Here is a 24,804-nt window from a genome sequence, read left to right as displayed (position 1 = left end):
GCTTTCGATGAAACGCCTCGAAATTGCGCTATCCGGCACCAGCCAGGCCATGGCCGAACTGGCCCGGGAACTTGAACTTCACGGTCATTCGGTCAGGGAATTTCGATCGCCAACCGCCCACGGCGCGGTCGACCTGTCGATCGATGACGGTACGCTGCCGTGTGCCACACAGGCGCGCTTTCGACTTCATGTGCGCGTGGCGCTCCAGGCCCTGTCAGGCCAGGCATTGCCGCAACCGGTGGTGGTTTTCCGCGACGCTGCACAGCGCCTGTTATCCGAGGCCGTGATTGCCCCGCCAAGCCGGGGCAACGGCCAGTCATTGCGCCTCTGCGCACTGGCGGCGGTGGTCGAGCACGGCGCCCGGCTGGTCAGCCAGCTCTCGCGGGACGAGACCCGCTTCGACACCTGGCCGACGCTGGAAACCGCCGTTGCAGACGAGCTCCTGCACGGGCTCGATGCGCTGGAGCCGCTGGCTTTCGAACATCACCTCAACCGCGCCCCGGTGCCCTGGCTCCTGGCCGCCGCCCAAGTGCCGGTGATGAACAGCATCGAACAACGCATGCTTGATCAGCCGACGCAACCGGCCCTGTGGGTCGACGGTCAGCTCATCGACTACCGATCCTTGCGCGACCTGACGCTCAGGTTGCAACAATCGATGCTGGAAATCCTGCCGGGCGCGGCTGATCGCCCGAAGGTGATCGGCGTGTGCCTGCCCAAATCCGCACTGCTGTATGCAGCGATCCTGGCGGTTTTGGGATGCGGAGCGGTGTACCTGCCGCTGGACCCGCAACACCCGGCGCAGCGGCGGCGCTTCATCCTCGAAAATGCCCGGGCCGATCTGCTGCTGCATGACGTGCAAAGCGACCTGGACGACTGCGCAGTACCCAGGCTGAACGTCCATCGACTGCCCTCTTCGAAAACGATCATCCCGCTCTCGACAATCCGGCGCGTGGCGGGCATCGACGAGCCGGCCGTGGCGATCTACACCTCCGGCACCACCGGCCAGCCCAAAGGCGTGTTGCTCAGCCAGCGCAACCTCAGCCATTTTTGCGCGTGGTACTGCGACCATGTCGAGTTGAAGCGCGACAGTCGCGCGCTGCAGTTTTCCACCATCAACTTCGACGCGTCGCTGCTGGACATCCTGCCGACGTTCGTCCAGGGCGGACTGTTGATCGTGCCCAGCGAAGACCAGCGCCGCGACCCGCAGCAACTGGTCGCGTTGATTCGCGCACAGCGCGTCAGCCACGCCTTCCTGCCACCGGCACTGCTGAGCGTACTGCCACTGGACGCGCCGCTGGGGCTGGATCACCTGGTCACCGGAGGGGATGTCTGCGAGCCGTATGTGATCGAGCAACTGGCGCCACAGTGCCGCTTCCACAATATCTATGGCCCGACCGAAACCACGGTGCTGGCGACCACGCGGCAGTTCGGCAGCGGCGACAACAATCGCAACCTTGGCAGACCCATTGCCAATGCCCGGTTGCTGATTCTGGACGAGCAACGGCAACCGGTGCCCGACGGCACGCCCGGCGAGCTTTACATTGCCGGGCCGGGTGTCGGCCTGGGGTACCTGAACGCCCCGGGGCTGACCGCCGAGCGCTACCTCAACCTGACGTTGCCCACCGGGCAGACGCTGCGGGCCTATCGCACCGGGGATATCGGCCAGTGGACGGACGCTGGGATCGAGCTGTGTGGACGTCGCGATAACCAGGTGAAGATCCGTGGCTTTCGGGTCGAGCCCGAGGAGATCGAACATTGCCTGCGCGACAGCCAGTTGTTTCGTCAGGTGGCGGTGGGGGTGGATGAACGCCGGCGGATCCTGGCGTTCCTGGTGAACCCTGTGCAAGAACTTCCCGGCGCGGCTCTTCAGGCATTGCGCGAGCATGTGCAGGACAGGTTGCCCAGCTACATGCACCCGACGGCCTACATCGAGTTGCCCAGCCTGCCTTACACCAGCAATGGCAAGGTTGATCGCCGGGCGTTGCTTGCCTCGGCGGGGCCGGTCCAGGCCGAAGGCCAGGGACGCCAGCCGCAGAACGCCTTGGAAAACCAGCTGCGAGCGCTTTGGGCCGAGCTGCTGGAACTGCCGGCCGAGGACATCGCCACCGACGAGAGCTTCTTCAACCTCGGCGGGCATTCGATTCTGTTGTCGCAATTGCTGCTGAGCATCCGCCAGTCGTTCGGCCGTAGCCTGTCGATCAATCGCTTCATCGAAGCGCCGACGCTGATCACCCTGGCGAAGCTGCTCGACGACTCCGAACAGAGCGGTACGTCAACGCTGAGCCCGCAGGCTTTCATCGACGCCGAGGCGGAGCTCAACCTTGATCCACTGTCCATCAGCCAGAGCGGTGACGTGCACAAAGTGCTGGTGACCGGCGCCAACAGCTTTCTCGGCGTGCACATCGTCGAGGCGTTGCTGGCGTGGGGCGCCACCGAGGTTGCGTGCCTAGTGCGTGAGTCCGGCGGGCAAAGCGCGGCCGAACGGTTCGCCCAGGCCCTGCGGGACAATCGCCTGGAGCACCTGGACCTGAGTCGCGTCAGCGTCTACGCCGCCGACATCACCCAACCGCAACTGGGTTTGCCGGACGACATCTACCAACGCATCGACAGCACCTTCGGCGCGCTGGTGCACAACGCGGCCCACGTCAACCACGTGCTCGATTACGAGTCCCTGGCGCGGGACAACGTCGAGCCGATCTTCGAATGCCTGCGCCTGTGCGAAGGCCGGCGCAAGAAGATCTTCAACTTCGTCTCGACGCTCTCGGCTTCCAGCGCCCTGGACGCCGATGGCCAGGTGTTGGAGCAACCAGCGGCGCAGACACCGCCGATCTACATCAAGAACGGCTACAACCTGTCCAAATGGGTCGGCGAGCGGATCCTGCAGCGGGCCCGTGACCTTGGCGTGCGGGTGAACCTGTTCCGCCCCGGTAACATCAGCTTCAACAGCCAGACGGGGGTCTGCCAACCCCACAAGAACCGGTTGATGCTGATGCTCAAGGGCTCGATCCAGCTCGGCCAGGTGCCGGCCCTGTCACTCAACTTCGACCTGATGCCGGTGGACTTCCTGGCCCGTTTCATCGCCTTCCACGCCAGCCGCTACCAACCGAACCAGGCCGTGTTCAATCTGCACAACCCCGAACCGCTGAGCTGGGACGCCTACGTGGCGTCGTTCCGGGACAGCGGCCGGGCGTTTTCCCTGGTGAGCGTCGCCGACTGGCAACGGCAATTGGCGCGGGTCGATGCCGACAACGCGTTGTTCGGCGTGCTGGGTTTCTATCTGAACGGCTTCGAGGAGGACATCGGCGACATCTCGCTGATCCGTCATGACAACGCCCGGTCCGGCGTCCGGCAGATGGGCGCGCGCTACCCGGAAAAATCCCCGGCCCTGCTACGCCGTGGCGCGGACTACCTCAAGGCCATTGATTTCATCTGAACCATCCCACCCCAAAGCAAGGAGCAAGACCATGACCACATTTCAACCCGACACACTGATCAAGAATCCTCAAGCCTGCCACGTTGAAACCTCGGTGCAAGTGTCCGCTGACGCGGCGCGAGTCTGGGAAGTGGTCGGGGACTTTGGCGGGTTCAACCGCTTTATCCCCGCGCTTGAGCGCATCGAAATGACCGGCGAAGGGGTGAGATCCCTGCGCAAGAAATTCTTCGTCGACGGACAGAACCTGGTGGTGGAACAGCTCAACAGCCGTGACGACCAGGCCATGCACATGACCTGGACGCTGATCTACAACACCCTGGGCATCGACAACCTCTGGGCAGCCATGCGCGTGGAGCCCCTGGCGGACAACCGCTGCCGCGCCACCTGGACCATCATTGCCGACCACACCGACGCCCACACCCCGTCGGGCTTCAGGGATTTCCTGCAAGGGTTCGCCGATGAAGCGATGGAGAACGTGGTGAAGATGTTCACCTGACCACTACTCCCTTGTGGGAGCGAGCCTGCTCGCGAAAGCGTCAGCCCGGACACCGCCTCCTCATGGACAACCCAAAACCCGTGGCGAGGGAGCTTGCTCCCGCTCGGCTGCGCAGCAGTCGCCAAACCGGCTGATGCGGTCCGCCTGGAGAAATGCCAGGGCCCGCTTCGCAGGCCAGCGGGAGCAAGCTCCCTCGCCACAAGGAAACCCGTGAGAACCATGCATCGCCATCGCGAGCAAGCTCGCTCCCACAGGAGACCGGCGGTGGTCCTGGGTTTCACCTACACCCAAGACCAATGTGGGAGCGAGCCTGCTCGCGATGGCGCTGGTTCGGCTGGATCAGATCTTGAAGCTGTCCACCAGTTGCTTCAACCGATTGGCCTGTTGGGACAAGGCATCGCAATCCTTCAGCGTTTCGTTGAGGTTGGCGACGCTCTGCTGGTTCAGCAGGTTGATGTGGCTGACATCCATGTTGAGGGTTTCCACCACGGCGGTCTGTTCTTCGGTCGCGGCGGCCACCGACTGGTTCATGCCGTCGATCTCACCGATACGCTGGGTCACGCTGACCAGGCGCAGGCCGGCCTGGTTGGCCACTTCCACGCTTTCTTCGCTGGAGGCCTGGCTGGCGTTCATGGTGGTTACCGCCTCACGAGAACCCACCTGCAACGAAGTGATCATCTTGTGGATCTCTTCAGCCGACTCCTGCGTGCGGTGCGCCAGGTTGCGCACCTCATCGGCCACCACCGCAAAGCCACGCCCGGCTTCACCGGCACGGGCCGCTTCGATGGCGGCGTTCAACGCCAGCAGGTTGGTTTGCTGAGAGATGCCCTTGATCACATCGAGGATGTGCCCGATGTTGTCGGTGCTGGCGTTCAGGGTTTCGATCTGGGTGCACGACAGGCTGATCTTCTGCGACAGCGCGGTCATCGCCTGGATGGTTTTTTCCACCACCTGGCGCCCGTCGTCGGCCTGCTCGCTGGCGCCGCTGGCCTGTTGCGAAGCATCGGCGGCATTGCGGGCGATTTCCTGGGTCGCGGCGCCCAACTGATTGATCGCAGCGGCCACGCTGTTGGTGCGGGCGCTCTGCTCATCCGAGCCGACAAGCGAGGCGTTGGACGACGTCATCACCCGCTGCGACAGATCATGTACCTGCCGCGTGGCCGAAGACACTTCAGCAATCGATGCATGGATGCGCTCCACGAACTGGTTGAACGAACCACCCAGCACAGCGAACTCATCCTTGCCCTGCACGACGAGACGTCGGGTCAGGTCGCCTTCGCCCTGGGCAATGTCCTGCATGGCGCGGCCCATGGTGGTCAACGGACGCATCAAGACCTGGATCAGCAGGCTCAGCAACAACGCAATCGCCGCCACCGCGACGAACATCGCAATCAACGCAGACGTACGGAAATGGCTCAGCGGCGCGTAGGCCTTGGCTTTGTCGATCGACAGTCCGATATACCACTCGGCGTTCGGCAAGCCTGCCACCGGGGTAAACGAAAGGATGCGGTCCTCCCCGTTCAACTCGACTTCCTGGATACCTTTGCCGATGCGCACCGGCGTGCCTGGGTAGATGTCCTTGAGGTTTTTCATCACATGGTCTTTGTCCGGGCTGACGATCACCTGACCGTCGCCGCTGACCAGGAACGCATGGCCGATGCCGCCGAAATCCACCGAGTTGATGATCTTCACCAGGGTTTCCAGACTCAGGTCGCCACCCACCACACCGAGCAGTTCGCCGTTGTGCTTGACCGGCAGGGCAATGGTTACCACCAGCCCGCCGACGGCTGCCATGTAGGGCGGGGTCAACATGGTTTTATCCGCGGCGACCGCCTGCTTATACCAAGGGCGCTGACGCGGGTCGTAGCCGTCGGGCATCTTGGCGTCAGGCCGCTGAGTGAAAACGCCGGTGTTCTGGCCGACATAGGTGAACTGGAAATTCGAGGTCAATGCCGGCTGGTCGACGAGCCCCGGCAAATCGGCCCCGGCGCCCTGGTGCGCAATGTTCTGCGCCAGGTTCTCCAACACCAGCACACGGCCACTCATCCAGTTCTGGACGCTGCTGGCTGTCAGGTCGCCGGATTGCTCGATGGACGACTCCAGGCTTCGACCGATGGTGTTGCGCTGCAGGTAATCGTTGTAGAGCGTGAACAGGGCAAAAGCCAGGACCACCACACCAGAGGCGGCCAGGAGGATTTTGTGACTGAACTTGAGATTCATGGGTGGGCTTCTTATGCAGGAAGTGGAGTGCAACTGCCATGTAACCGGTGGGCGCGATATTGGATCCGCTCCATTTTGGTGCACCTATATCACTCTGTCGGCCAATGCCTACAAAAAATTAGGCCGCTGTTCGATTGTCCGACGGAACGGCTTGACCGGCGTGCCGTGACGCCCGCAGGCGAATGAATGGTGGTTGCAAAATTGACCCGCGCTGATGACAATGCGACCTATTATCATTTGTGACTCCAGGCCGTCGCGTTCATGTCATCCCCCCAGTTTGCAGTACAGGCGCTCTACAGCAGCCATCACGGCTGGCTCCACACATGGCTGCGCAACCGATTGGGCAATGCCGCCGATGCAGCGGACCTGGCCCAGGACACCTTCGTGCGCCTGCTGCAACGCACCGAACGCCTGGAACTCAAGGCGCCACGCGCCTTCCTGCGCACCATCGCCCAGGGCTTGGTGATTGACCATTGGCGCCGAGCGGAAATCGAACGCGCCTACCTTGAGACCATCGCGCACCTGCCGGAAGCGCAAACGCCCGGCGCCGAAGCCCAGGCATTGATCCTGGAGCTGCTGGAGGCCATCGCCCGGATGCTCGAAGGCCTCAAGCCCAAAGTGCGCAAGGCGTTCCTGCTGGCCCAGTGCGAAGGCCTGACCTACAAGCAGATTGCCGAACAGATGGGCATTTCCCTGCGCTCGGTGGAACGCTACGTTGCCGACGCGTTGTACCACTGCTATGTGCTGCGCTATGAAGATTGAACCGATGGACCAGCCTTCGGGCCGGGGCCCATCACAGCAGGTGGTCAAGCAAGCGATCCATTGGTTGCTGCGCCTGCGCAACCATGCCGCCAACCCAGCGCTGCGCCAACAGTGCGAGGCCTGGCGCATCGCTCACCATGACCACGAACTGGCTTGGCAACGGGTGCAATCGCTGCACAGCGAACTGACTTCCAGCCTGCGGGCGGTACCTGGCGCCCGGACTGCCCTCGATACCCTGGAGACCAGCGCCCAGCGCCTCGGCCGGCGCCAAGCCCTGAAGCTGTTGTCAGGCGTGGCGGTGATGGGCTGCGCCGCCTGGCTGGGCAAGGACCTGGGCTGGCAGCCGTGGAGCGCCGATTTTGCGACCGCCACCGGCGAACGACGTGGCTTCCAACTGCCAGACGGCACGCGACTGGAGCTCAATACCAACAGCGCGGCCGACCTCGATTACACGGCTTCGCGACGCCTGATCACGTTGACGCGCGGCGAAATCATGCTCACCTGCGGCCGCGATCCCGGACGCCCATTACTGGTAAAAAGCCGACACGGCTTGTTCGAGGGGCTGGAGGGCCGCTTCGTCGTGCGCCAGGACAACGACTGCACGCGCCTGAGTGTCGCCAGCGGACACGTCGCCATCCGCTCGCATGTCGGCAGCGACGGCGCCCCGATCCAGGTGGAAGCTGGACAAAGCTACCTGGTCAGCGCATCCACCGCGACGCTCGCGCCCCCCCTGGACATGGACGCCGGCGCCTGGGCGGACGGCTTGATCGTCACGCGCAACATGCGCCTGGAAGACTTCCTCAACGAAGTGGGACGTTACCGTCGGGGCTACCTGAAATGCGCCGCCTCGATCGCCGATTTGCGCTTGTCAGGCGTCTTCCGTCTGGCTGACACCGACAAGCTGCTGGCCGTCCTGCCGCACACGCTCCCCGTGCAAATACACTACCGAACCCGCTGGTGGATCACGGTGGAGCGTACGGCCTGATTTTTTTTGGCGGGTTTTGCGCGGGCGTCCGGCTAGGACAGTAAGCAACGCTTACCTGCCTCCAGCGACTCCAACGGAAACCTACAATGACTGAGCGCGTGACTCTCAAGACTTCCCTCGGCTGTTCCTCGCCCACCGGCCTGCTGCGCCAGGCCATCCGCGCCGCGCTGTTGAGCACGGCGCTCGGTGTCGGCGCCCTACCGATGTCCGCTGTCGCGGCGCAGGATGGCGCGATCGCCGGCCGCCAGAACTACAACATAGCCGCCGGCCCGTTGAGCGAGGTGCTCAACCAGTTCGCCCGCCAGGCCGGTATCACCTTGGCAAGTACCCCTGGACAAACCGGCGGCGTCCAGTCCCCCGGCCTGAAAGGCGAATATTCGGCGGACCAGGCCCTGCAGCAGTTGCTCAGCGGCTCAGGGCTGGTTGCCGTCAGCCAGGATAGCGGCAGCTATGTGCTGCAAACCGTGGCCCCCGAAAGCACGTTGGCGTTGCCGACCACCGACGTCAAAGGCTTCGCCCTGGGTAACGCTCTCGGCAGCATGGAAGGCTACAACGCCACCCACAGCCAGGTGGCGACCAAGACCAGTACCGCCCTGCGGGAAACGTCGCAAAGCGTATCGGTGGTCACGCGCGAGCAAATGGACGACCAGGGCGCGCAAACCGTGTCCCAGGCAATGCGCTACACCCCTGGCGTGCTGACCAACCCCTATGGCGCGACCCACCGCTACGACTACGTGGCGATGCGCGGCTTCAACGATGGCTCGGTGGACAACATCTACCTGGACGGTTTGAAGTCGATGGGTGACAGCGGCACCTACAGCTCGATTCAGGTCGATCCGTATTTCCTCGAGCGGGTCGACATCCTCAAGGGCCCGTCCTCCGTGCTCTATGGCCGCAGCTCGCCGGGTGGCCTGGTGGCGCTCACCAGCAAGAAACCGCTGTACGAGGCCTATCACCAGATCCAGGCCACGGTCGGTACCCAAGGCCAACGCGGCATGGGTTTCGACTTCAGCGGCCCGGTGGATGACGACAAGCGCATCGCCTACCGCCTGGTCGGCCTGGCCGATACGTCCGACACGCAATTCGACCACAACAAGGAAAAGCGCTTCGCCCTCGCGCCCACGGTGAGCATCGACTTTAGCGAAGACACCTCGCTGACGTTGCAAGCCTACCTGCAGCATGACCCCGACGGCGGTTACCACGGCGGCATGCCGGCGAACGGCACCTTGCACAAGCGCAACGGCCGGCGGATTTCGGAGAACTTCTTCGAAGGCGAGCCTGGCGTCGACGGCTACGAACGTGACCAGCAGTCGTTCGGCTATCAGTTCGAACACCGCTTCAACGACGTCTTCACCGCCCGACAGAACTTCCGCTACCTGGATTCGGACGTCAGCAATGACCAGGTCTATGCCTATGACTGGACCACGCCGACCAGCAACGAGCTGAACCGCTATTACACCGGCGCTGAAGAAAAGCTCCACGCCTTCATCGTCGATAACATGCTCCAGGCGGAATTCTTCACCGGCGCCACCAAACACACCGTGCTGATGGGCGCCGACTACCAGCGGCGCAAGACCGTGGTCGATTGGACCAGCGGCAGCCTCGCGCCGATCAACGCCTTCGACCCGGTCTACGGCAACTCGGCGATCAGCTACTTCAGCCCCACCAGCTACCTGCGGCGCCTGGAGCAGACCGGCGTCTATCTGCAAGACCTGATCGAAATGGACAAGTGGCGCTTCTCTCTGGGCCTGCGCCAGGATTGGGTCGAGACCTCGGACGAGAACCGCATTGCCGAATTCGGCCGTCCGGAAGGCACCGAGATCAACGACAAGCGCACCAAACTCACCGGTAGGGTCGGGGCGCTGTACCTGTTCGACAACGGCCTGGCGCCGTACATCAGCTACTCGGAGTCATTCAACCCCAACTCCTACGCCGACAGCGCCGGCAACCCGCTGCCGCCCACCGACGGCAAGCAGTGGGAACTGGGCCTGAAGTACCAGCCGCCGGGTACCGATGACTTGTACACTGCCTCGCTGTTCCGCATCGACCAGGAGAACCTGGCGACCAAGCTGCCCCAGGAAAACTTCTACCGCGCCGTCGGCGCTGTGCGCTCCCAGGGCCTGGAACTGGAAGCGCACATGCAGTTGACCGAGCAGTTCAAGGTGCTGGGCAGCTACACCTTCACCGACATCGAATACTCGAAATCGATGGTCAGCACCCTGAGCACGCCCACCGACATCATCGAAAACAAAGGCAACTCTCCGACCCAGGCCCCGCGCCACATGGCATCGGTGTGGGCTGACTATAAATTCGACAGCGGCACGCTCGATGGCCTGCGGCTGGGCGGCGGCGTGCGGTATGTCGGCTACAGCTGGGCCGACGCGGAAAACACCATGAAGGTGCCGTCGTACACGTTGTTCGATGCCTCGGTGGGGTATGACCTGGGCAAGGTCGGCTTGAAGGGCGTGGATGTGCGCCTGAACGCGAACAACCTGACCAACGAGAGCTACATCGCGTCATGCGCCAGCCTGAGCTATTGCTACATGGGCGAGGAGCGCAACGTGGCGGCTACGGTGAGTTATCAGTTCTGACCCGCTCTTCAGGCCAGACGCATTTGTCTGGCCTGAAGAATGGTTACTGTGGCGAGGGGATTTATCCCCGCTGAGTCGCGAAGCGGCCCTAAAAACTTGGGGCTGCTGCGCAACCCAGCGGGGATAAATCCCCTCACCACAAAGCTATATCTCTGCCCTAGGCCTGAACCGCCTTCGCCTCTTCCCTCGCAACGCCTTCCTTACCCACAAACCGATTCGCCCGCCCAAACGTGCCGAAATCATTGAAGCGCACGCCCATCTCCCGCATCACCTTGTGCGCCACCGGCACCGTCATCTGGCGAATGTAGAACGGCTCCTTCACCACGAAATGATGGATGCCGTGGCTGCTGCCGAAATTGAAGCAGAACGCCTGCAACGGCCACAGCCACCAAGGGTTCAACACCTGGGTCTGCTGGATGACGTTGCCTGGCTCGATGTCGCCGTAGTAATGCATGTTCGAGCTGATGAAGTGCAGGCAAAAGGTGCGCAGCACATTCGGGCCGATGATCACCACCGCCGCGATGTCTATGACGTGCAGGGTCGCCAGAGTGCTGGTCGACCAGTCGATCGAAGTGCCGAGCAGCCCGGCAACCGCGTTGGCGCCATGGAAACCGAGGAAAACGTACCACGCGCCCCAATGCAACAGCGCCAACGGGAAGTACACCTTCAGCGTGCGCCTGAGGATGCTGCGCTTGTGCGCCCAGGTCCTGGCTCGCAGCAGGCGAATGAACGCCGACATCACGTTGTCGCCAACCATCAGCAAGCGCGCCAATCCCCACGGCTCGCCGTTGGTGATCGCGCGCTCCTCCAGGTCCGCCTCGCTGCCGGAAACCTTGTGATGATTGAGGTGCAGGTGGCGGCGAATCCACGGATTGATGGTGCTCGGCCGCGCCAGCCAGACCAGGCCCATCATCAGGTTGTGCGGCACGCGCTGCTTGCGAAAATACATACTGTGGATCAGGTCGTGTTCCAGCTCGTGGGTCAGGGATGCAAAAAAGGCGTTGAGCAGCAGGCACGCCCAGCCGGCCAGATAGCCGTTGATGTAGAGCAGCGCCGAGCCGGTCATCCCCGCCAGGGCGAACGCCAGGATGCCCGCGCCCAGCGCATCCTGATGCCGCAGGATCGGATAGCGCTCGCGCAATTCTTCGCCCCGGGCCAGGACCACCTGGCGAATATGGGCGGAGCGCTGCTGTGCATTCAATCGCTCGGGGCTTGCGCAAGTGCCGTGCATGGCTTAATCCTCTGTTATCGATGAGCTAATCCTGCCGGGCCTTGCCTCACGGGGTGATAGCCGCAGACGCCAACCTGTTGACCGCAAGCGCCAATTGCCATGACGGAACCCACCTCCCTCGCCAGCTGGACCCGCGCCCTGCGCAAACAGCTCGATGCACTGGGCCTGGACAGCCATGCCTTGTGCCTGGAGGCGGGCCTGGACCCACAATGGATGGACGACCCGAACGCCCGTTATCCGCTCTCGGCCACCACGCGCCTGTGGGCGCTCGCGGTGCAGGCCAGCGGTGATCCGGCGATCGGCCTGCGGGTGTCGCGCTTTGTCAGCCCCACCACCTTTCATGCGCTGGGTTATGCCCTGGTAGCCAGCGGCAGCCTGCGGGAAGTGTTCGAGCGGATCGTGCGCTATCACCCGGTGGTCAGCGATGCGCTGACGTTGCAACTGAGCCGTGGCGAGGATCGCTACCGCTTCAATCTCGACATACCGGCGGGACGTCCGGCGCCGGCCCTGGAAGCCATCGACGCGTTCGCCGCGATTTACGTGCGCACCTGCCGTAACCGCCTCGGCCGCGATTACGCCCCGCTGGCGGTTTATCTGCGGCGACCGGAGCCGGCAGACCCCGCCCCTTGGCACAAAGTGTTCCGTTCACCGGTGCACTTCGATGCCGGACATGATTGCCTGGAGTTCAGCCTCGCCGATTTCGACAGTCACCTGGACGACGCCAACCCGGAGCTGGCCGAACACAACGAAACCGTGCTCAAGCGCACCCTCGCCCAGCTCCAGCCGTTGACCTGGGAGCGCAAGGTCCGCGCCGCCATCGAAGCACAACTGCCCGAAGGCGAACCCAGCGCCGAACGCATCGCCCAGACCATGCACCTGAGTCTGCGCAGTCTGCAGCGGCATCTGGCCGACGAAGGCTGCCGCTTCGACGCGCTGCTCAATGAATGCCGGGAAAACCTGGCGCTGCTACACCTGCGCGATCCGCAATGCTCATTGAGCGAGGTCAGTTATCTGCTGGGCTTTGCTGATACCAGCAGCTTCAGCCGCGCGTTCAAGCGCTGGACCGGGATGACGCCGGGGCAGTTTCGGGATGGCTTGCGTTAGGGATCTACCGTACCTGGGCCGGCCTCATCGCGAGCAAGCTCGCTCCCACATTTGATCTGCGGCGCCCACAGAACCTGTGGGAGCGAGCCTGTTTGCGATGGCCTAGGTCAGTCGTTGTCAGCTTTGAGGCTGCGTGCAAGCCCCGCCTTCCACGCCTCGACCATTGCTTCGCCAGTTGCTCTGAACGTTTGATTAGCGTCCATGTAGCGACGCATCTCGGCCAACGCAAGGTCCATCCCATGAATAACCTGCTCCAACAAATCCTTGCAGCGCCTCTCCGTCAGATTGCAGGCCGAGCGGCCAAACCCCATCAGCATTTTATATTTCGGCCAGGCTTTGGAACCGCCTAACAAGAGCGCCATGTTGTCGTTACGAATATAAACCGCTGTGCTGACGAGGTCGTAGGCGGGCGCGAGCCGGATAGATGCATCCGCGCCACAGTGGTTATAAAGCACCCCGAAATTTTTCAGGTGCGCATCACCATTCTTCAATCCGGCCGAGAGAGCCACGATTTTAAACAAGGACTCCAGCGCCTGATTGAGCATATGAGGCGAAACAAACGCCTTGATCTGCCGGGCCGCGCCTTCATACGAACCGTCATACTTGGCTTTCGATGGCGAGCCATTGAGCACACAAAAATCCTCAAAGCCCAGATATTCGCCAGTGCGTGGCAGATCAAAACGCTTGACGATCAAAAATTTTCCGCGCTCGCTCAACTCGAATTCCGGCACTTCAAGCCCCGCATGCAACGCGGCCCGCATGCAAAAGAATTCATTGGCGACCAACTCGGGGAACTCGTCCGAGCGAAACGCCTTGACCAGATGTGTAGCACCCCGGTGAGTCAAGCGATCAACAGCGGATGCGCTGTCGCGTACCAATACTTTGGGTTGTACTCCAGAAACACCCGAATATCGCCCATAGGTGTCCAGCAAATCCTCGAACAGCCCCTCGGCCCCGTCATGCACCAACAAGTCCGCCAAACTGGTTTCGGGCGGCCCGGCCTCGGTATGCAAACGACCAATACCCACCCGGCCCAGCTGATGAGGTCCCACGATGGCAAGCATGGCAAAGTCGTCAAAGCCCCGCACCGCTTTACTGAAACGGCGCACCAGCTCGTCACGCAAGGCGCCTTCCGGCAGGTTCATTTCAAAGATTGGTGGTACGCCGGGCTCCCAGCTATAGCTTTCAAGACGCGCTGGCATGGTCAGCGAAACCGAATGCTCCTCATCCGCGTCAGGTGCATAAGTGAACACTGAATCGCTGCGCTGTTGGCCTCGCCCAAGGACGCCGATAGCCGCTTCGCTGACGGTGACTTGCAATCTGTCCAGACCTTGCTCATCAGTCATGGAAAGAATCCTTTTTCAGCGTGTCGAGGGTCGGGCGCTTCGCTGGACGGGCGGTCGCTGTCAGCTCATAGCCAAAACCGTTGAGAATGGCTTCGACCTTACGAATGCCGACTTCAGCAATAGTATTGTTTTCGATCCCGGAAATCGTCGCGCGGCTCATGCCGTACTGCGCAGCCAATGCCTGCTGGGAAAGACGGTGTTCCTTGCGCAATCGCCTGATCAACGCACCGAGGGTTTCCATACGCCAACTCCGCATCGTATACAGTGCAAAAACCATTAAAAACACGAAATGCACTATATTTAATTCATCTTATCCGAGTGTAGCGCAATCACGATCTGTACGAGCGGTCGACATCAGGTAGAAGCCAGGCGCCGCAGCCCCTCGATATCAAGGATTTCGATCTCGCCATAACCAAGCTGAAGAATCCCCTGCCCCTGCAGATCCTTGAGAATCTGGTTGGTGGTCTGGCGCGACAGGGAAAGCATCAACGCCAGCTGGTCCTGGGGCAGTTGCAAAACCCGGCGTGCCGGTTCGATTTCACCGTAGCCTTCGGCAATCATCAGCAAGCGATGGACCACGCGGGCCGGAGCAGGCATCAGGCTCAGGTGTTCGAGGTTGACGAAGGTCAGGCGCAACTTGTGGCTCATCAACAAGGCCAGCTGCCGCCAATAACCAGGTTGTTCTTCGAGAAAAGCCAACAGCCCGGCCTGAGGTACATGCAACAACGTGCATTGCCCGACCCCCTGCGCGTCATGGGTACGTGGCTGGCCATCAAACAGGCTGATTTCGCCGAACCAATAGGGCGGCTCCACGACGCTCAACAGCGCTTCCTTGCCCTGCTCACTGACGGCGCCGATCCGCACCGCCCCTTCGAGCACAGCGTACACGCCACACGGCGGATCGCCGCGCTTGAACAACCGCTGACCGGGCGACAGGCGACGCAGCCGCGACATCTCCAGCAGACTATTCTGTAACTCGGCGGGCAGATGGCTGTACCAGTGGCCGGTCATCAAGTGCGCATGCCAGGGATGAGTATTCATGGAAACTCCGGGACAAGTGTCGGCTAGCTGACAGAGCGCCTGGTGGAACCTGGGCATCATGCGGGCATCACCTCAGGAGGAACAACAATGAAAAGCCTCGTCGATCATCTCAGTCAATACGCGACCTATCACCGCGACCCACGCAACATCGCCAGCCATTTTATCGGTATTCCGCTGATTTTCGTTGCCGTCGCCGTGCTCTTGTCACGGCCGGGATGGCCGGTTGGCGCGATTTTGATTTCGCCCGCGCTGCTGGTGGCAGTGGCCAGTGCCTGGTTCTACCTGCGCCTGGAATTGCGCCTGGGTGTGCTGATGACCGTGCTGCTGGGGCTTGCCGTCTGGCTGGGCCAGGTGCTCGCCACGCAAAGCACGGCGATATGGCTGGCCGGTGGCCTGGGCATGTTTGTGGTGGGCTGGGTGATCCAGTTCGTCGGCCACTATTACGAAGGGCGCAAACCGGCGTTCGTCGATGATCTGACCGGGTTGATTGTCGGGCCGTTGTTCGTCGTGGTCGAGGCGGGATTCCTGCTGGGCATGCGCGATGACCTCAAACAACAGATCGAGGCGCAGGCCGGGCCGGTAAAGGTCAATCAGAAGCGGGCCGCAGCCTGAGGCCGCCTTCGCAAGCAGGGCTCGCTCCCACATTGGATTGGCGTCGTACACAAACCCCTTGTGGGAGCGAGCCCTGCTCGCGAAGCTTTTAAAGGTTTGAAACTTTCTGCCAGACCTTCGGCTTGAAGAACAGCGTCTCGCCCTTCGCCAACCCAACCAGGCTATCGTGGTCCTTCACTACTTCGGCCTCGATCAGTTCGCTTTGGCCCTCGACCTTCAACGTCACCCGCGTGGTCGCGCCGAGCGGACGAATGTCGCGCACTTCAGCGGCGTGGTGGTCCTCCAGTTCCGAGCGCGACAGCGACACTTCATGCGGACGGAACAGCACATGCCGGTCCTCCCCGAGATGCAGACGGTTCGAGTCGCCCAGGAAGTGATAGACAAAATCGCTGGCCGGGTTCTCGTACACATCGCCCGGTGAGCCGATCTGCTCGATAACGCCCTTGTTCATCACCACGATCCGGTCGGCGACTTCCATGGCCTCTTCCTGGTCGTGGGTCACGAATACCGAGGTCAGGTTGATGTCCTCGTGCAGCCGCGCCAGCCAGCGGCGCAATTCCTTGCGGACCTTGGCGTCGAGGGCGCCGAACGGTTCGTCCAGCAGCAACACCTTGGGTTCTACCGCCAAGGCGCGGGCCAGGGCGATACGCTGGCGCTGGCCGCCGGACAACTGCTCCGGATAACGGTCGGCGAGCCAGTCCAGCTGCACCATGTTCAGCAGCTCATGGACCTTGGTCGCGATCTGGCTTTCGTTCGGGCGCTGGTTCTTGGGCTTCATGCGCAAGCCGAAAGCGACGTTGTCGAACACCGTCATGTGGCGGAACAGGGCGTAGTGCTGGAACACAAAACCGACGTTGCGATCACGCACGTCGTGGCCGGATACGTCTTCACCATGGAACACGATGTTGCCCTGGTCCGGCGTCTCGAGGCCGGCAATGATCCGCAGCAGGGTCGTCTTGCCACAGCCCGACGGGCCGAGCAGCGCCACCAGCTCGCCGCTCTGGATGTCCAGGCTGATATCGTCGAGGGCCTTGAAGGTGTTGAAATTCTTGCTGACGTTACGGACTTCGATCGACATGACTTATTCCTCCGCGGCGCTGGCGCGCAGGCGGTTGATTCGGTTTTCGCTCCACTGCTTGAGCAGCAGGATGAAGAGCGCCAGGATCAGCAACAGGCTCGCCACGGCGAACGCGGCCACATGGTTGTATTCGTTGTAGAGGATCTCGACGTGCAGCGGCAGGGTGTTGGTCACCCCGCGAATGTGCCCGGAAACCACCGACACCGCGCCGAACTCGCCCATGGCCCGGGCGGTACACAGCACCACGCCATAGATCAGACCCCACTTGATGTTCGGCACAGTCACATGCCAGAACATCTGCCAGCCGTTGGCGCCCAGCAGGCGCGCGGCTTCTTCTTCCTGGGTGCCCTGCTCCTGCATCAGCGGGATCAGTTCACGGGCCACGAACGGCACGGTGACGAAGATCGTCGCCAGGACGATGCCCGGCAGCGCGAACACGATCTGGATGTCGTGATCCGACAGCCATGGCCCGAACAGGCCCTGGGCACCAAACATCAACACGTAGACCAGGCCAGCGATTACCGGCGACACCGAGAACGGCAGGTCGATCAGCGTCACCAGCATGCTTTTGCCACGGAACGAATACTTGCTCACGCACCATGCGGCGCTGACGCCGAACACCAGGTTCAACGGTACCGAAATCAGTACCGCAATCACCGTGAGCTTGAGCGCCGACAACGCATCGGGCTCGAAGATCGCCGCGAAGAAAGTACCCAGGCCCGACTTCAGGCCCTGGGACACCACGATGAACAGCGGCAACAGCAGAAACAGTGCAAAAACCAGCCAGCCGAGGCCGATCAGGATGCGCCGCGAAACCGCGCTGCCGCGGCGGGCAGCGTTGGTGGAGGCGGCGGAAATAGACGATTGGGACATGGTTCGCGCCTCCTTATGGGGTTTCGATGCGCCGCTGCAACAAGTTGATCAGCAGCAGCAGGACGAAGGAAACCACCAGCATCAGCACGCCGATGGAGGTGGCGCCGGTGTAGTCGTATTGGTCGAGCTTGACCATGATCAGCAGCGGCAGGATCTCGGTTTTCATCGGCATGTTGCCGGCGATGAAAATCACCGAACCGTACTCGCCCACGCCCCGGGCAAACGCCAGTGCGAAGCCGGTCAACCAGGCCGGCAACAACGCCGGCACGAGGATGTGGCGGAACACCTGCCATGGCTTGGCACCGAGGCACGCGGCGGCTTCTTCGACTTCACGGGGAATGTCGGCGAGCACCGGCTGCACCGTGCGCACCACGAACGGCAGCGTCACGAAGGTCAGCGCGAGGGTGATGCCCAGCGGGGTGTAGGCAATCTTGAAACCCAGGTCGGTGGCGAACTGGCCGACCAGGCCGGTCGGCGCGTACAACGCGGTCAGGGCGATACCGGCCACGGCGGTGGGCAAGGCGAACGGCAAATCGATCATCGCGTCGATGATCTTGCGCCCCGGGAAGGTGTAGCGCACCAGCACCCAGGCCAGCAGCGTGCCAATCACGCCATTGATGATCGCAGCGTACAGCGCGGTGCCGAAACTGAGCTTCAAGGCTGCCAGCACCCGCGGCGCCGAAATGATCGCCCAGAACTGTTCCCAGGTGAGTTGGGCGGCATGTACGAACATCGCCGCCAGGGGTATGAGCACAATCAGACTGAGGTACACCAGGGTGTAGCCCAGCGTCAGCCCGAAGCCGGGTATGACGGGGGATATGCGACGCGACATAAAGGTCCTTGGTTAAAACTGGCCCGACGGTAAATCGGGACCCGTTAGCAAAGCCAGCCTGTGAGCGGGCGCAGCCTGTGGGAGCGAGCCTGCTCGCGAAAGCGGTGTCTCAGGCAACATGAATATTGACTGTGCAACCGCCTTCGCGAGCAGGCTCGCTCCCACATGAATTGCGCTCTATTGCAGCTTACTGCGCCTGATAGATCTGGTCGAACACACCGCCATCATTGAAGAATTTAGGCTGTGCCGTTTTCCAGCCGCCGAAGTCCTTGTCGATAGTCACCAGCTCAAGTTTCGGGAACTGCCGGGCGTATTTGGCGGCCACGTCCTTGTCACGCGGACGATAGAAGTTTTTCGCCGCAATTTCCTGGCCGGCCGGGCTGTACAGGTGCTTGAGGTACGCTTCGGCGATCTCGGCATTACCCTTTTTCTCGGCGTTCTTGTCCACCACCGCAACCGGCGGTTCGGCGAGGATCGACAGCGACGGCACAACGATGTCGAACTTGTCCGCGCCACCGTCCTCTTTCAGCGCCAGGAACGCTTCGTTTTCCCAGGCCAGCAACACGTCTCCCTGACCGTTGTTGACGAACGTGATGGTCGAGCCACGGGCACCGGTGTCGAGGATCGGCACGTGCTTGAACAGCGCCTGCACGTATTCCTTGGCCTTGGCTTCGTCGCCACCGTTGGCTTTCAGGCCGTAGGCCCAGGCGGCGAGGAAATTCCAGCGGGCACCGCCGGAGGTCTTCGGGTTTGGCGTGATGACCGAGACGTCATCCTTGATCAGGTCGCCCCAGTCCTTGATGCCCTTCGGATTGCCCTTGCGCACCAGGAACACAATGGTCGAGGTGTAAGGCGTGCTGGCATCCGGCAGGCGTTTTTGCCAGTCCGCCGGCAGTGACTTGCCCAATTTGGCGATTTCGTCGATGTCGCCGGCCAGGGCCAGGGTCACGACGTCGGCACGCAGGCCGTCAATTACTGCTCGGCCTTGCTTGCCCGAACCACCATGGGACTGCTGGATTTTCACGGTGTCGTCCGGATGGGCTTTTTTCCAGAAGCTGGCGAATTCGGCGTTGTAATCCTGATACAGCTCGCGGGTCGGGTCGTAGGACACGTTGAGCAACTCGTAGTCCTTGGCAACCGCGGAACCTGCAAAAACAGCACTGGCCAGGGCGGCCAAGGCATAACGGCGAATCGACGACATGGTGAAAGCTCCTGGAATTCTGGTTTTTATGGCTTCTGGAAATCGTTTGTCCGGTAACCGGAATCGCAGCCTGCGGCAGCTCCTGCATCAAGCCCCCCGGCAGGGGCTGGCGCAGGCTGTGTTCCTTCAGCTCGGTTTATGACTCGGTTGCTGCAAGCGGAATTTTTCCTTGCGCTCGATCTGGACCACCTGGGCGTTGTGCACGGTAATCTCCACCGCGCCAAAGCGCAGGTCACGCAATGCACTCTGGATCTCGCGCAAGATGGTTGCTTCGTCCTGGCCGTCAACGCTACGTAGGGATGCGCTCATGCTGCTGCTCCTTTGAATGAATGCCTGGCAGTGGGCGGCACTGCTTGCGGCGTGGGAGCAATATTAGATAAGTGCAGATATTCTTAAAAAGACTATTTAAGAATTTTTATATAACCAAATCGCAATTCCGCTTTCAGCCAATCACCGGTGCACGATTCCAATCCAACTGTTGCGCCACAACCGGTCGACCAAACCAGTAGCCCTGCCCTAGCTCACACGCCTGTTCAAGCAGAAATGCCGCTTGCTCTCGCTGCTCGATACCTTCTGCGTGCACCTGCATGCCCATGCTGCGGGCCAGGGCGATGATTACCCGGACGATCGCCGCGTCGTCTTCATCCCAGGGCAGCCCGGCGACAAAACCCTGGTCGATCTTGAGTTTCTGCACCGGTAGACGCTTGAGCCGCAGCAGCGACGAATAACCTGTGCCGAAATCATCAATGGCCAACCGCACGCCCAACTCCCGCAGACGGTGCATTTGTTCCAGCGCCACCTCCGGATCATCCATGACCGCACTTTCGGTCACCTCCAGCTCCAGGAAGGCCGGATCGAGGCCCGTGTCGTGAAGTACGCGGGCGACCTGCTCGTACAATTCGCGGCGAGCAAACAAACGGCTGGAGACGTTGACCGCAACGAATGACAAAACCACACCGGCCTGCTGCCAAAGACACATTTGCCGACAAGCCTGGTCCATGACCCAGGCATCGATCTGAGCGATCAACCCCGTGCGCTCGGCGATGGGAATGAACTCCGCCGGCGAAACCAGACCACGCACGGGATGTTCCCAGCGCACCAGCGCCTCGACGCCGATCAACCGGCTGGTGGCCAGGTCGTGCACCGGTTGGTAATGCACGCGTAGCTCCTGCTGCTGGAGCGCGCGACGCAGTTCGAAGGCGATCTCGACCCTTTGCTGGGCATGAGCAGTGAGTTCCTCGGTATATAACGCGTAGCCGTCACGTCCGCTGTTCTTGGCCTTGAACAGTGCCGAGTCGGCGTTGCGCAGCAGTTGCCCGGCGCTGAGGGCGTCACCGGGAAACAGGCTGATGCCGATGCTGGCGTTGATAAACAGCGATTGCTCGCCGAGCTGCAACGGTGCTTTCAAGGCATCGAGGATACGCCGGGCCAAAGCGGCGGCCTGACCCGGCTGCGAGCAGTTTTCCACCAGCACCGCGAATTCGTCACCGCCTAGCCGCGCCAGAGTGATACCGGGCGCAAACAGCCCGAGGAAGCGTTCGGCAACGCCTTTGAGCAGCTCGTCACCGACGTTGTGCCCGAGGCTGTCGTTGATGTTCTTGAAATGATCCAGGTCCAGCAGCAGCAACGCGCACCCACGCTTGTGCAGTTGCGCCGAAGCCACCGCCTGCTCGGCGCGATCGGAAAACAGCAGGCGATTGGGCAGGCCAGTCAGCGGATCATGATGGGCCAGATGCGCCAGCTCATGCTCCGAGTCCTTGATCGCACTGATGTCGGAAAACACCGCGACGTATTGGCTGACTTCGCCGGAGTCATCGACGACGGCCCGGATAGTCTGCCATTGCGGGTAGATTTCACCGCTCTTGCGGCGGTTCCAGATTTCGCCACTCCATTCGCCGCGGCTGGACAGCGCCGCAAACATCTCTCGATAAAAAGTCGGGCCATGCCGGCCGGACTTGAACAGATTCGGTTGCCGGCCCAACACTTCGTCGCGGGCATAGCCGGTGATTGCCATGAATGCCCGGTTCACATGCACGATCAAACCATGGCGGTCCGTGACCAGGACGCCTTCGCGGGTGCAGTCGAACACCGCGGCGGCCTGGCGTAACCGTTCACGGTCGACATTACCTTCGGCTTTCTCGAAAAAGCGTGCTATCCGCATCCGTGCAATGAAAATCAATCCGGCACTGACGAGTACCCAGGCATAACCGTTGATCAGTTGCCAACGCAGCCGATCGGCCGAATGATCGAAGAAACTGCTCAATAAATAACCAACCAGCTGCAGCCAGGCGACTGACAGCACCAGATAAAGCAGTGCCCCACGCATGGCAGCGCGGTGATAGACGGTCATGCGGTCATCCATGTCCCTGTAATGTGAGGGGATTATAGAGGAAGAAACATTCTGCCACTCTTATCTGAAAGGCCGACTGGTTTTATCGCCGGGGCCAGGGATAATGCAACGGCAGTTTTCATCTTTATCGAGGGCCCTACAGCCTATGTGGTACGAAGGTTTTCTTGGCTTGTCGGCCTGGTCGCTGGTGGCAGTCACCCTGCTGATGACTCACGTGACGATCATCAGCGTCACGGTCTACCTGCACCGGTATTCGGCTCACCGTTCCCTGGAACTCAACGCCGGTCTCAAACATTTCTTCCGCTTCTGGCTGTGGCTGACCACGGCGCAGAATACCCGCGAGTGGACCGCCATCCACCGCAAGCACCACGCCAAATGCGAAACCGAGGACGATCCCCACAGCCCGGTGATCAAAGGCCTGTCTACGGTGCTGCGCAAGGGCGCCGAGCTGTACCGCGCCGAAGCGGAAAATCCGGAAACCTTGCGCATCTATGGCAAGAACTGCCCCGAGGACTGGATCGAACGCAACCTGTACAGCCGCTTCCCCCTACTGGGCGTGGCGATTATGGGCGTCATCGACCTGCTGCTGTTCGGCACAATAGGCATCACTATCTGGGCCATCCAGATGATGTGGATCCCGGTCTGGGCCGCTGGCGTCGTCAATGGCCTGGGGCATGCCGTGGGCTACCGCAATTTCGAATGCCGTGACGCGGCCACCAATCTGGTGCCCTGGGGCATCCTCATTGGTGGCGAAGAACTGCACAACAACCACCACACCTATCCCAATTCGGCCAAGCTGTCGGTGCGCAAATGGGAATTCGACCTGGGCTGGGCCTGGATCAAGGTCTTCAGTTTCCTGCGCCTGGCCAAGGTCCAGCGGGTCGCGCCGATCGCCCACCGGGTCGAAGGCAAGGGCCACCTGGACATGGACACCGCCATGGCGATCCTCAACAACCGTTTCCAGATCATGGCCCAGTATCGCAGGCTGGTCATCGCGCCCCTGGTCAAGCAGGAGCTGGAAAAAGTCGATCACTCGGTCCGCCATCAGTTTCATCGGGCCAAACGCCTTTTGTCGCGTGAAACCAGCCTGCTGGACGAGCGCCATCATGTGCGCATCCAGAACATGCTGGAACACAGCCAGGCGCTGAAGGTGATCTACGAGAAGCGCCTGGCCTTGCAGCAGATCTGGGTCAAGACCAGCAGCAACGGCCACGACATGCTCGCGGCCATCAAGGAATGGGTCCACGAAGCCGAGGCCAGCGGCATCCAGTCACTGCGCGATTTTGCCGACCAGCTCAAGACTTATTCCTTGCGGCCGGCCACCGCCTGACCCCCTTGTGGCGAGGGAGCTTGCTCCCGCTGGGCCGCAAAGCGGCCCCAGAACCCGCCGAAACCGGACCATCAGGCCCACCGCTCCCGCCGGTTCGCGGCTGCTTCGCAGCCGAGCGGGAGCAAGCTCCCTCGCCACAAGTTCATCCCACATGTTCGAACGAAAGCTCCCGCCCTTCGTCGCCTGAAAAGGAACTTCGCCCACAATCCCCTATCTCAAGAGCACTTCGCCATCCTGGCGGGCTTTGGAGTGAGCGCGTGCAAATCCATAGCAATGCACGTTCCTTGAGATTTGTGCCGATGGTCGACAAGAACCTACAGGATTCATCCCAGCCACATTGGCCAGAAGCGGCCCAGACACTCATGGCGCTGATGCACGCCCAAGGGGAAGTGGCGCGTCTGAGCGAGCGGGAGCAGTTGTTCAGTTCGCTGCTGGTCAGCGTCAACGCGGTGCTGTGGGCATTCAATTGGGAAACCCGGCAAGTGCTGTATGTCAGCCCCGCCTACGAGCGGATTTTCGGCCGCCCGGCCGGCCTCGTGCTTGCTGACTACAACGAATGGCGTGACGCAATCTATCCGGACGATCTGGATTACGCCGAGCGCAGCCTCGCCGAAGTGTTGGTCAAAGGTGCCGTCGAGGATCGGGAATACCGCATCATCGCCGCCGACGGCCAGATCCGCTGGCTCAGCGACAAATGCTTCATCAACCGTCAGGCCGATCCGGGCCAACCGGTGATTGTGGTCGGCATCGCCGAAGACATCACCGAGAAGAAGCTGCTCGAAAGCGAACTGCAGCGACTGGCGACCACCGACGTGCTAACCCAGAGCAGCAACCGCCGTCATTTCTTCGAGTGCGCCCATCGGGAATTCGAGCAGGCAAGGCTGCAAGGCACGCCGATGGCATTCCTGTTGCTGGACATCGATGACTTCAAACTGATCAACGACACTTACGGCCACCAGGAAGGCGATACGGTATTGCAAAAGATCGCCGAGAGCGGGCGGAGCGTGCTCAGGCGCGGTGACCTCTTCGGTCGGATCGGTGGTGAAGAGTTTGCCGCTGTTTTCCCCGGCTGTGCCCCGGACATGGCATTGCAGGTCGCCGAGCGCTTGCAGCGGGAAATCCAGCGCCTGGCGTTTCGCTGCGGGGAGCATGACTTCGGCATCACCGTCAGTCAGGGCCTGACCGGGATCAGCGCCGAAGACCAGACCCTCGACAACCTGTTCGCCCGTGCTGACGCGGCGATGTACGAGGCCAAGCGCCAGGGCAAGAACCGCATCATCGCGGCTTGAGTGTCTCACCATCAATCAACTGTAGGAGCG

Annotated in this window: 20 protein-coding genes; 9 read left to right on the top strand and 11 right to left on the bottom strand. The window is 61.6% G+C overall.

Annotated features, from left to right (window positions below; all coding sequences use genetic code 11):
* Positions 1 to 7 precede the first annotated feature (7 nt).
* Positions 8 to 3,433, top strand: coding sequence for an amino acid adenylation domain-containing protein (locus J3P86_RS00875; protein ID WP_434699238.1), 3,426 nt, complete (start codon positions 8 to 10; stop codon positions 3,431 to 3,433).
* 31 nt (positions 3,434 to 3,464) lie between these two features.
* Entirely contained in the window at positions 3,465 to 3,929 is a 465-nt protein-coding gene (locus J3P86_RS00870) for an SRPBCC family protein (protein ID WP_434696236.1), read from the top strand.
* Positions 3,930 to 4,268: 339 nt separating this feature from the next.
* Here J3P86_RS00870 and J3P86_RS00865 read toward each other — a convergent pair whose 3' ends face one another.
* The gene (locus J3P86_RS00865; RefSeq protein WP_434570461.1) at positions 4,269 to 6,149 is read right to left on the bottom strand and encodes a methyl-accepting chemotaxis protein; all 1,881 of its coding nucleotides are present in this window, start codon (positions 6,147 to 6,149) and stop codon (positions 4,269 to 4,271) included.
* A gap of 261 nt (positions 6,150 to 6,410) precedes the next feature.
* Between J3P86_RS00865 and J3P86_RS00860 the strand changes: the two genes are divergently transcribed.
* From J3P86_RS00860 to J3P86_RS00850, 3 genes are all read left to right on the top strand, one after another.
* Entirely contained in the window at positions 6,411 to 6,911 is a 501-nt protein-coding gene (locus J3P86_RS00860; RefSeq protein WP_434626625.1) for a sigma-70 family RNA polymerase sigma factor, read from the top strand.
* Positions 6,912 to 6,915: 4 nt separating this feature from the next.
* A complete protein-coding gene (locus tag J3P86_RS00855; protein ID WP_434631544.1) occupies positions 6,916 to 7,896 on the top strand; it encodes a FecR domain-containing protein in 981 nt (326 codons plus the stop codon).
* A gap of 86 nt (positions 7,897 to 7,982) precedes the next feature.
* Positions 7,983 to 10,487, top strand: coding sequence for a TonB-dependent siderophore receptor (locus tag J3P86_RS00850; RefSeq protein WP_434626628.1), 2,505 nt, complete (start codon positions 7,983 to 7,985; stop codon positions 10,485 to 10,487).
* Between the two features lie 157 nt (positions 10,488 to 10,644).
* Here J3P86_RS00850 and J3P86_RS00845 read toward each other — a convergent pair whose 3' ends face one another.
* Complete coding sequence (locus tag J3P86_RS00845) at positions 10,645 to 11,718, bottom strand: fatty acid desaturase (RefSeq protein WP_434626631.1); 1,074 nt, start codon at positions 11,716 to 11,718, stop codon at positions 10,645 to 10,647.
* Positions 11,719 to 11,817: 99 nt separating this feature from the next.
* Between J3P86_RS00845 and J3P86_RS00840 the strand changes: the two genes are divergently transcribed.
* The gene (locus tag J3P86_RS00840; protein ID WP_434699237.1) at positions 11,818 to 12,822 is read left to right on the top strand and encodes an AraC family transcriptional regulator; all 1,005 of its coding nucleotides are present in this window, start codon (positions 11,818 to 11,820) and stop codon (positions 12,820 to 12,822) included.
* Positions 12,823 to 12,929: 107 nt separating this feature from the next.
* Here J3P86_RS00840 and J3P86_RS00835 read toward each other — a convergent pair whose 3' ends face one another.
* The 3 genes from J3P86_RS00835 to J3P86_RS00825 all read right to left on the bottom strand — a co-directional run bounded on the left by J3P86_RS00835 (position 12,930) and on the right by J3P86_RS00825 (position 15,209).
* Complete coding sequence (locus J3P86_RS00835) at positions 12,930 to 14,168, bottom strand: type II toxin-antitoxin system HipA family toxin (RefSeq protein WP_434699236.1); 1,239 nt, start codon at positions 14,166 to 14,168, stop codon at positions 12,930 to 12,932.
* On the bottom strand, positions 14,161 to 14,409 hold the full coding sequence (locus J3P86_RS00830; RefSeq protein WP_434626639.1) for a helix-turn-helix domain-containing protein: 249 nt from the start codon (positions 14,407 to 14,409) through the stop codon (positions 14,161 to 14,163). Before J3P86_RS00830 ends, J3P86_RS00835 begins: the two co-directional genes overlap by 8 nt.
* 113 nt (positions 14,410 to 14,522) lie before the next feature.
* A complete protein-coding gene (locus tag J3P86_RS00825) occupies positions 14,523 to 15,209 on the bottom strand; it encodes a Crp/Fnr family transcriptional regulator (RefSeq protein WP_434602453.1) in 687 nt (228 codons plus the stop codon).
* A gap of 87 nt (positions 15,210 to 15,296) precedes the next feature.
* Here J3P86_RS00825 and J3P86_RS00820 point away from each other — a divergent pair, with 87 nt between their 5' ends.
* Entirely contained in the window at positions 15,297 to 15,821 is a 525-nt protein-coding gene (locus J3P86_RS00820) for a DUF962 domain-containing protein (protein ID WP_434626644.1), read from the top strand.
* An 88-nt stretch (positions 15,822 to 15,909) separates the two neighbouring features.
* Here J3P86_RS00820 and J3P86_RS00815 read toward each other — a convergent pair whose 3' ends face one another.
* The 6 genes from J3P86_RS00815 to dibA form a co-directional block, all read right to left on the bottom strand.
* Positions 15,910 to 16,899, bottom strand: coding sequence for a sulfate/molybdate ABC transporter ATP-binding protein (locus J3P86_RS00815; protein WP_434626647.1), 990 nt, complete (start codon positions 16,897 to 16,899; stop codon positions 15,910 to 15,912).
* 3 nt (positions 16,900 to 16,902) lie between these two features.
* Positions 16,903 to 17,772, bottom strand: a complete 870-nt coding sequence (cysW, locus tag J3P86_RS00810; protein ID WP_434602451.1) for a sulfate ABC transporter permease subunit CysW — start codon at positions 17,770 to 17,772, stop codon at positions 16,903 to 16,905.
* A 13-nt stretch (positions 17,773 to 17,785) separates the two neighbouring features.
* Positions 17,786 to 18,604 carry a sulfate ABC transporter permease subunit CysT gene (cysT, locus tag J3P86_RS00805; protein ID WP_013692011.1) on the bottom strand — a complete coding sequence of 273 codons (819 nt, stop codon included), beginning with the start codon at positions 18,602 to 18,604 and terminating at the stop codon, positions 17,786 to 17,788.
* A gap of 187 nt (positions 18,605 to 18,791) precedes the next feature.
* Positions 18,792 to 19,805 carry a sulfate ABC transporter substrate-binding protein gene (locus J3P86_RS00800; protein WP_434602450.1) on the bottom strand — a complete coding sequence of 338 codons (1,014 nt, stop codon included), beginning with the start codon at positions 19,803 to 19,805 and terminating at the stop codon, positions 18,792 to 18,794.
* Positions 19,806 to 19,931: 126 nt separating this feature from the next.
* Positions 19,932 to 20,114, bottom strand: coding sequence for a sulfur starvation response protein OscA (gene oscA, locus J3P86_RS00795; RefSeq protein ID WP_003186967.1), 183 nt, complete (start codon positions 20,112 to 20,114; stop codon positions 19,932 to 19,934).
* 133 nt (positions 20,115 to 20,247) lie between these two features.
* Positions 20,248 to 22,155: a phosphodiesterase DibA gene (gene dibA, locus J3P86_RS00790; RefSeq protein WP_434699235.1), complete on the bottom strand. Its 1,908-nt coding sequence runs from the start codon at positions 22,153 to 22,155 to the stop codon at positions 20,248 to 20,250.
* A gap of 145 nt (positions 22,156 to 22,300) precedes the next feature.
* Between dibA and desA the strand changes: the two genes are divergently transcribed.
* A complete protein-coding gene (desA, locus tag J3P86_RS00785; protein WP_305497624.1) occupies positions 22,301 to 23,485 on the top strand; it encodes a delta-9 fatty acid desaturase DesA in 1,185 nt (394 codons plus the stop codon).
* Between the two features lie 299 nt (positions 23,486 to 23,784).
* Positions 23,785 to 24,774 carry a GGDEF domain-containing protein gene (locus J3P86_RS00780; RefSeq protein ID WP_305501404.1) on the top strand — a complete coding sequence of 330 codons (990 nt, stop codon included), beginning with the start codon at positions 23,785 to 23,787 and terminating at the stop codon, positions 24,772 to 24,774.
* The last annotated feature ends 30 nt before the right edge of the window (positions 24,775 to 24,804 follow it).

Source organism: Pseudomonas sp. D1-1, assembly GCF_051132225.1.
Classification (GTDB): Bacteria; Pseudomonadota; Gammaproteobacteria; order Pseudomonadales; family Pseudomonadaceae; genus Aquipseudomonas.
The sequence above is the reverse complement of the archived record's forward strand: the minus strand, read 5'-3'. Positions and strand labels throughout refer to the sequence as shown.

Excerpts from the sequence above, each read along its gene's own strand:
- J3P86_RS00840 (WP_434699237.1), top strand. The coding sequence starts at position 11,818 with ATGACGGAACCCACCTCCCTCGCCAGCTGGACCCGCGCCCTGCGCAAA.
- J3P86_RS00845 (WP_434626631.1), bottom strand. The coding sequence starts at position 11,718 with ATGCACGGCACTTGCGCAAGCCCCGAGCGATTGAATGCACAGCAGCGC.
- J3P86_RS00855 (WP_434631544.1), top strand. The coding sequence starts at position 6,916 with ATGGACCAGCCTTCGGGCCGGGGCCCATCACAGCAGGTGGTCAAGCAA.
- J3P86_RS00865 (WP_434570461.1), bottom strand. The coding sequence starts at position 6,149 with ATGAATCTCAAGTTCAGTCACAAAATCCTCCTGGCCGCCTCTGGTGTG.
- J3P86_RS00780 (WP_305501404.1), top strand. The coding sequence starts at position 23,785 with ATGGTCGACAAGAACCTACAGGATTCATCCCAGCCACATTGGCCAGAA.
- cysT (WP_013692011.1), bottom strand. The coding sequence starts at position 18,604 with ATGTCGCGTCGCATATCCCCCGTCATACCCGGCTTCGGGCTGACGCTG.
- J3P86_RS00800 (WP_434602450.1), bottom strand. The coding sequence starts at position 19,805 with ATGTCGTCGATTCGCCGTTATGCCTTGGCCGCCCTGGCCAGTGCTGTT.
- desA (WP_305497624.1), top strand. The coding sequence starts at position 22,301 with ATGTGGTACGAAGGTTTTCTTGGCTTGTCGGCCTGGTCGCTGGTGGCA.
- J3P86_RS00870 (WP_434696236.1), top strand. The coding sequence starts at position 3,465 with ATGACCACATTTCAACCCGACACACTGATCAAGAATCCTCAAGCCTGC.
- J3P86_RS00825 (WP_434602453.1), bottom strand. The coding sequence starts at position 15,209 with ATGAATACTCATCCCTGGCATGCGCACTTGATGACCGGCCACTGGTAC.
- J3P86_RS00815 (WP_434626647.1), bottom strand. The coding sequence starts at position 16,899 with ATGTCGATCGAAGTCCGTAACGTCAGCAAGAATTTCAACACCTTCAAG.
- J3P86_RS00850 (WP_434626628.1), top strand. The coding sequence starts at position 7,983 with ATGACTGAGCGCGTGACTCTCAAGACTTCCCTCGGCTGTTCCTCGCCC.
- oscA (WP_003186967.1), bottom strand. The coding sequence starts at position 20,114 with ATGAGCGCATCCCTACGTAGCGTTGACGGCCAGGACGAAGCAACCATC.
- dibA (WP_434699235.1), bottom strand. The coding sequence starts at position 22,155 with ATGACCGTCTATCACCGCGCTGCCATGCGTGGGGCACTGCTTTATCTG.
- J3P86_RS00835 (WP_434699236.1), bottom strand. The coding sequence starts at position 14,168 with ATGACTGATGAGCAAGGTCTGGACAGATTGCAAGTCACCGTCAGCGAA.
- cysW (WP_434602451.1), bottom strand. The coding sequence starts at position 17,772 with ATGTCCCAATCGTCTATTTCCGCCGCCTCCACCAACGCTGCCCGCCGC.
- J3P86_RS00875 (WP_434699238.1), top strand. The coding sequence starts at position 8 with ATGAAACGCCTCGAAATTGCGCTATCCGGCACCAGCCAGGCCATGGCC.
- J3P86_RS00820 (WP_434626644.1), top strand. The coding sequence starts at position 15,297 with ATGAAAAGCCTCGTCGATCATCTCAGTCAATACGCGACCTATCACCGC.
- J3P86_RS00830 (WP_434626639.1), bottom strand. The coding sequence starts at position 14,409 with ATGGAAACCCTCGGTGCGTTGATCAGGCGATTGCGCAAGGAACACCGT.
- J3P86_RS00860 (WP_434626625.1), top strand. The coding sequence starts at position 6,411 with ATGTCATCCCCCCAGTTTGCAGTACAGGCGCTCTACAGCAGCCATCAC.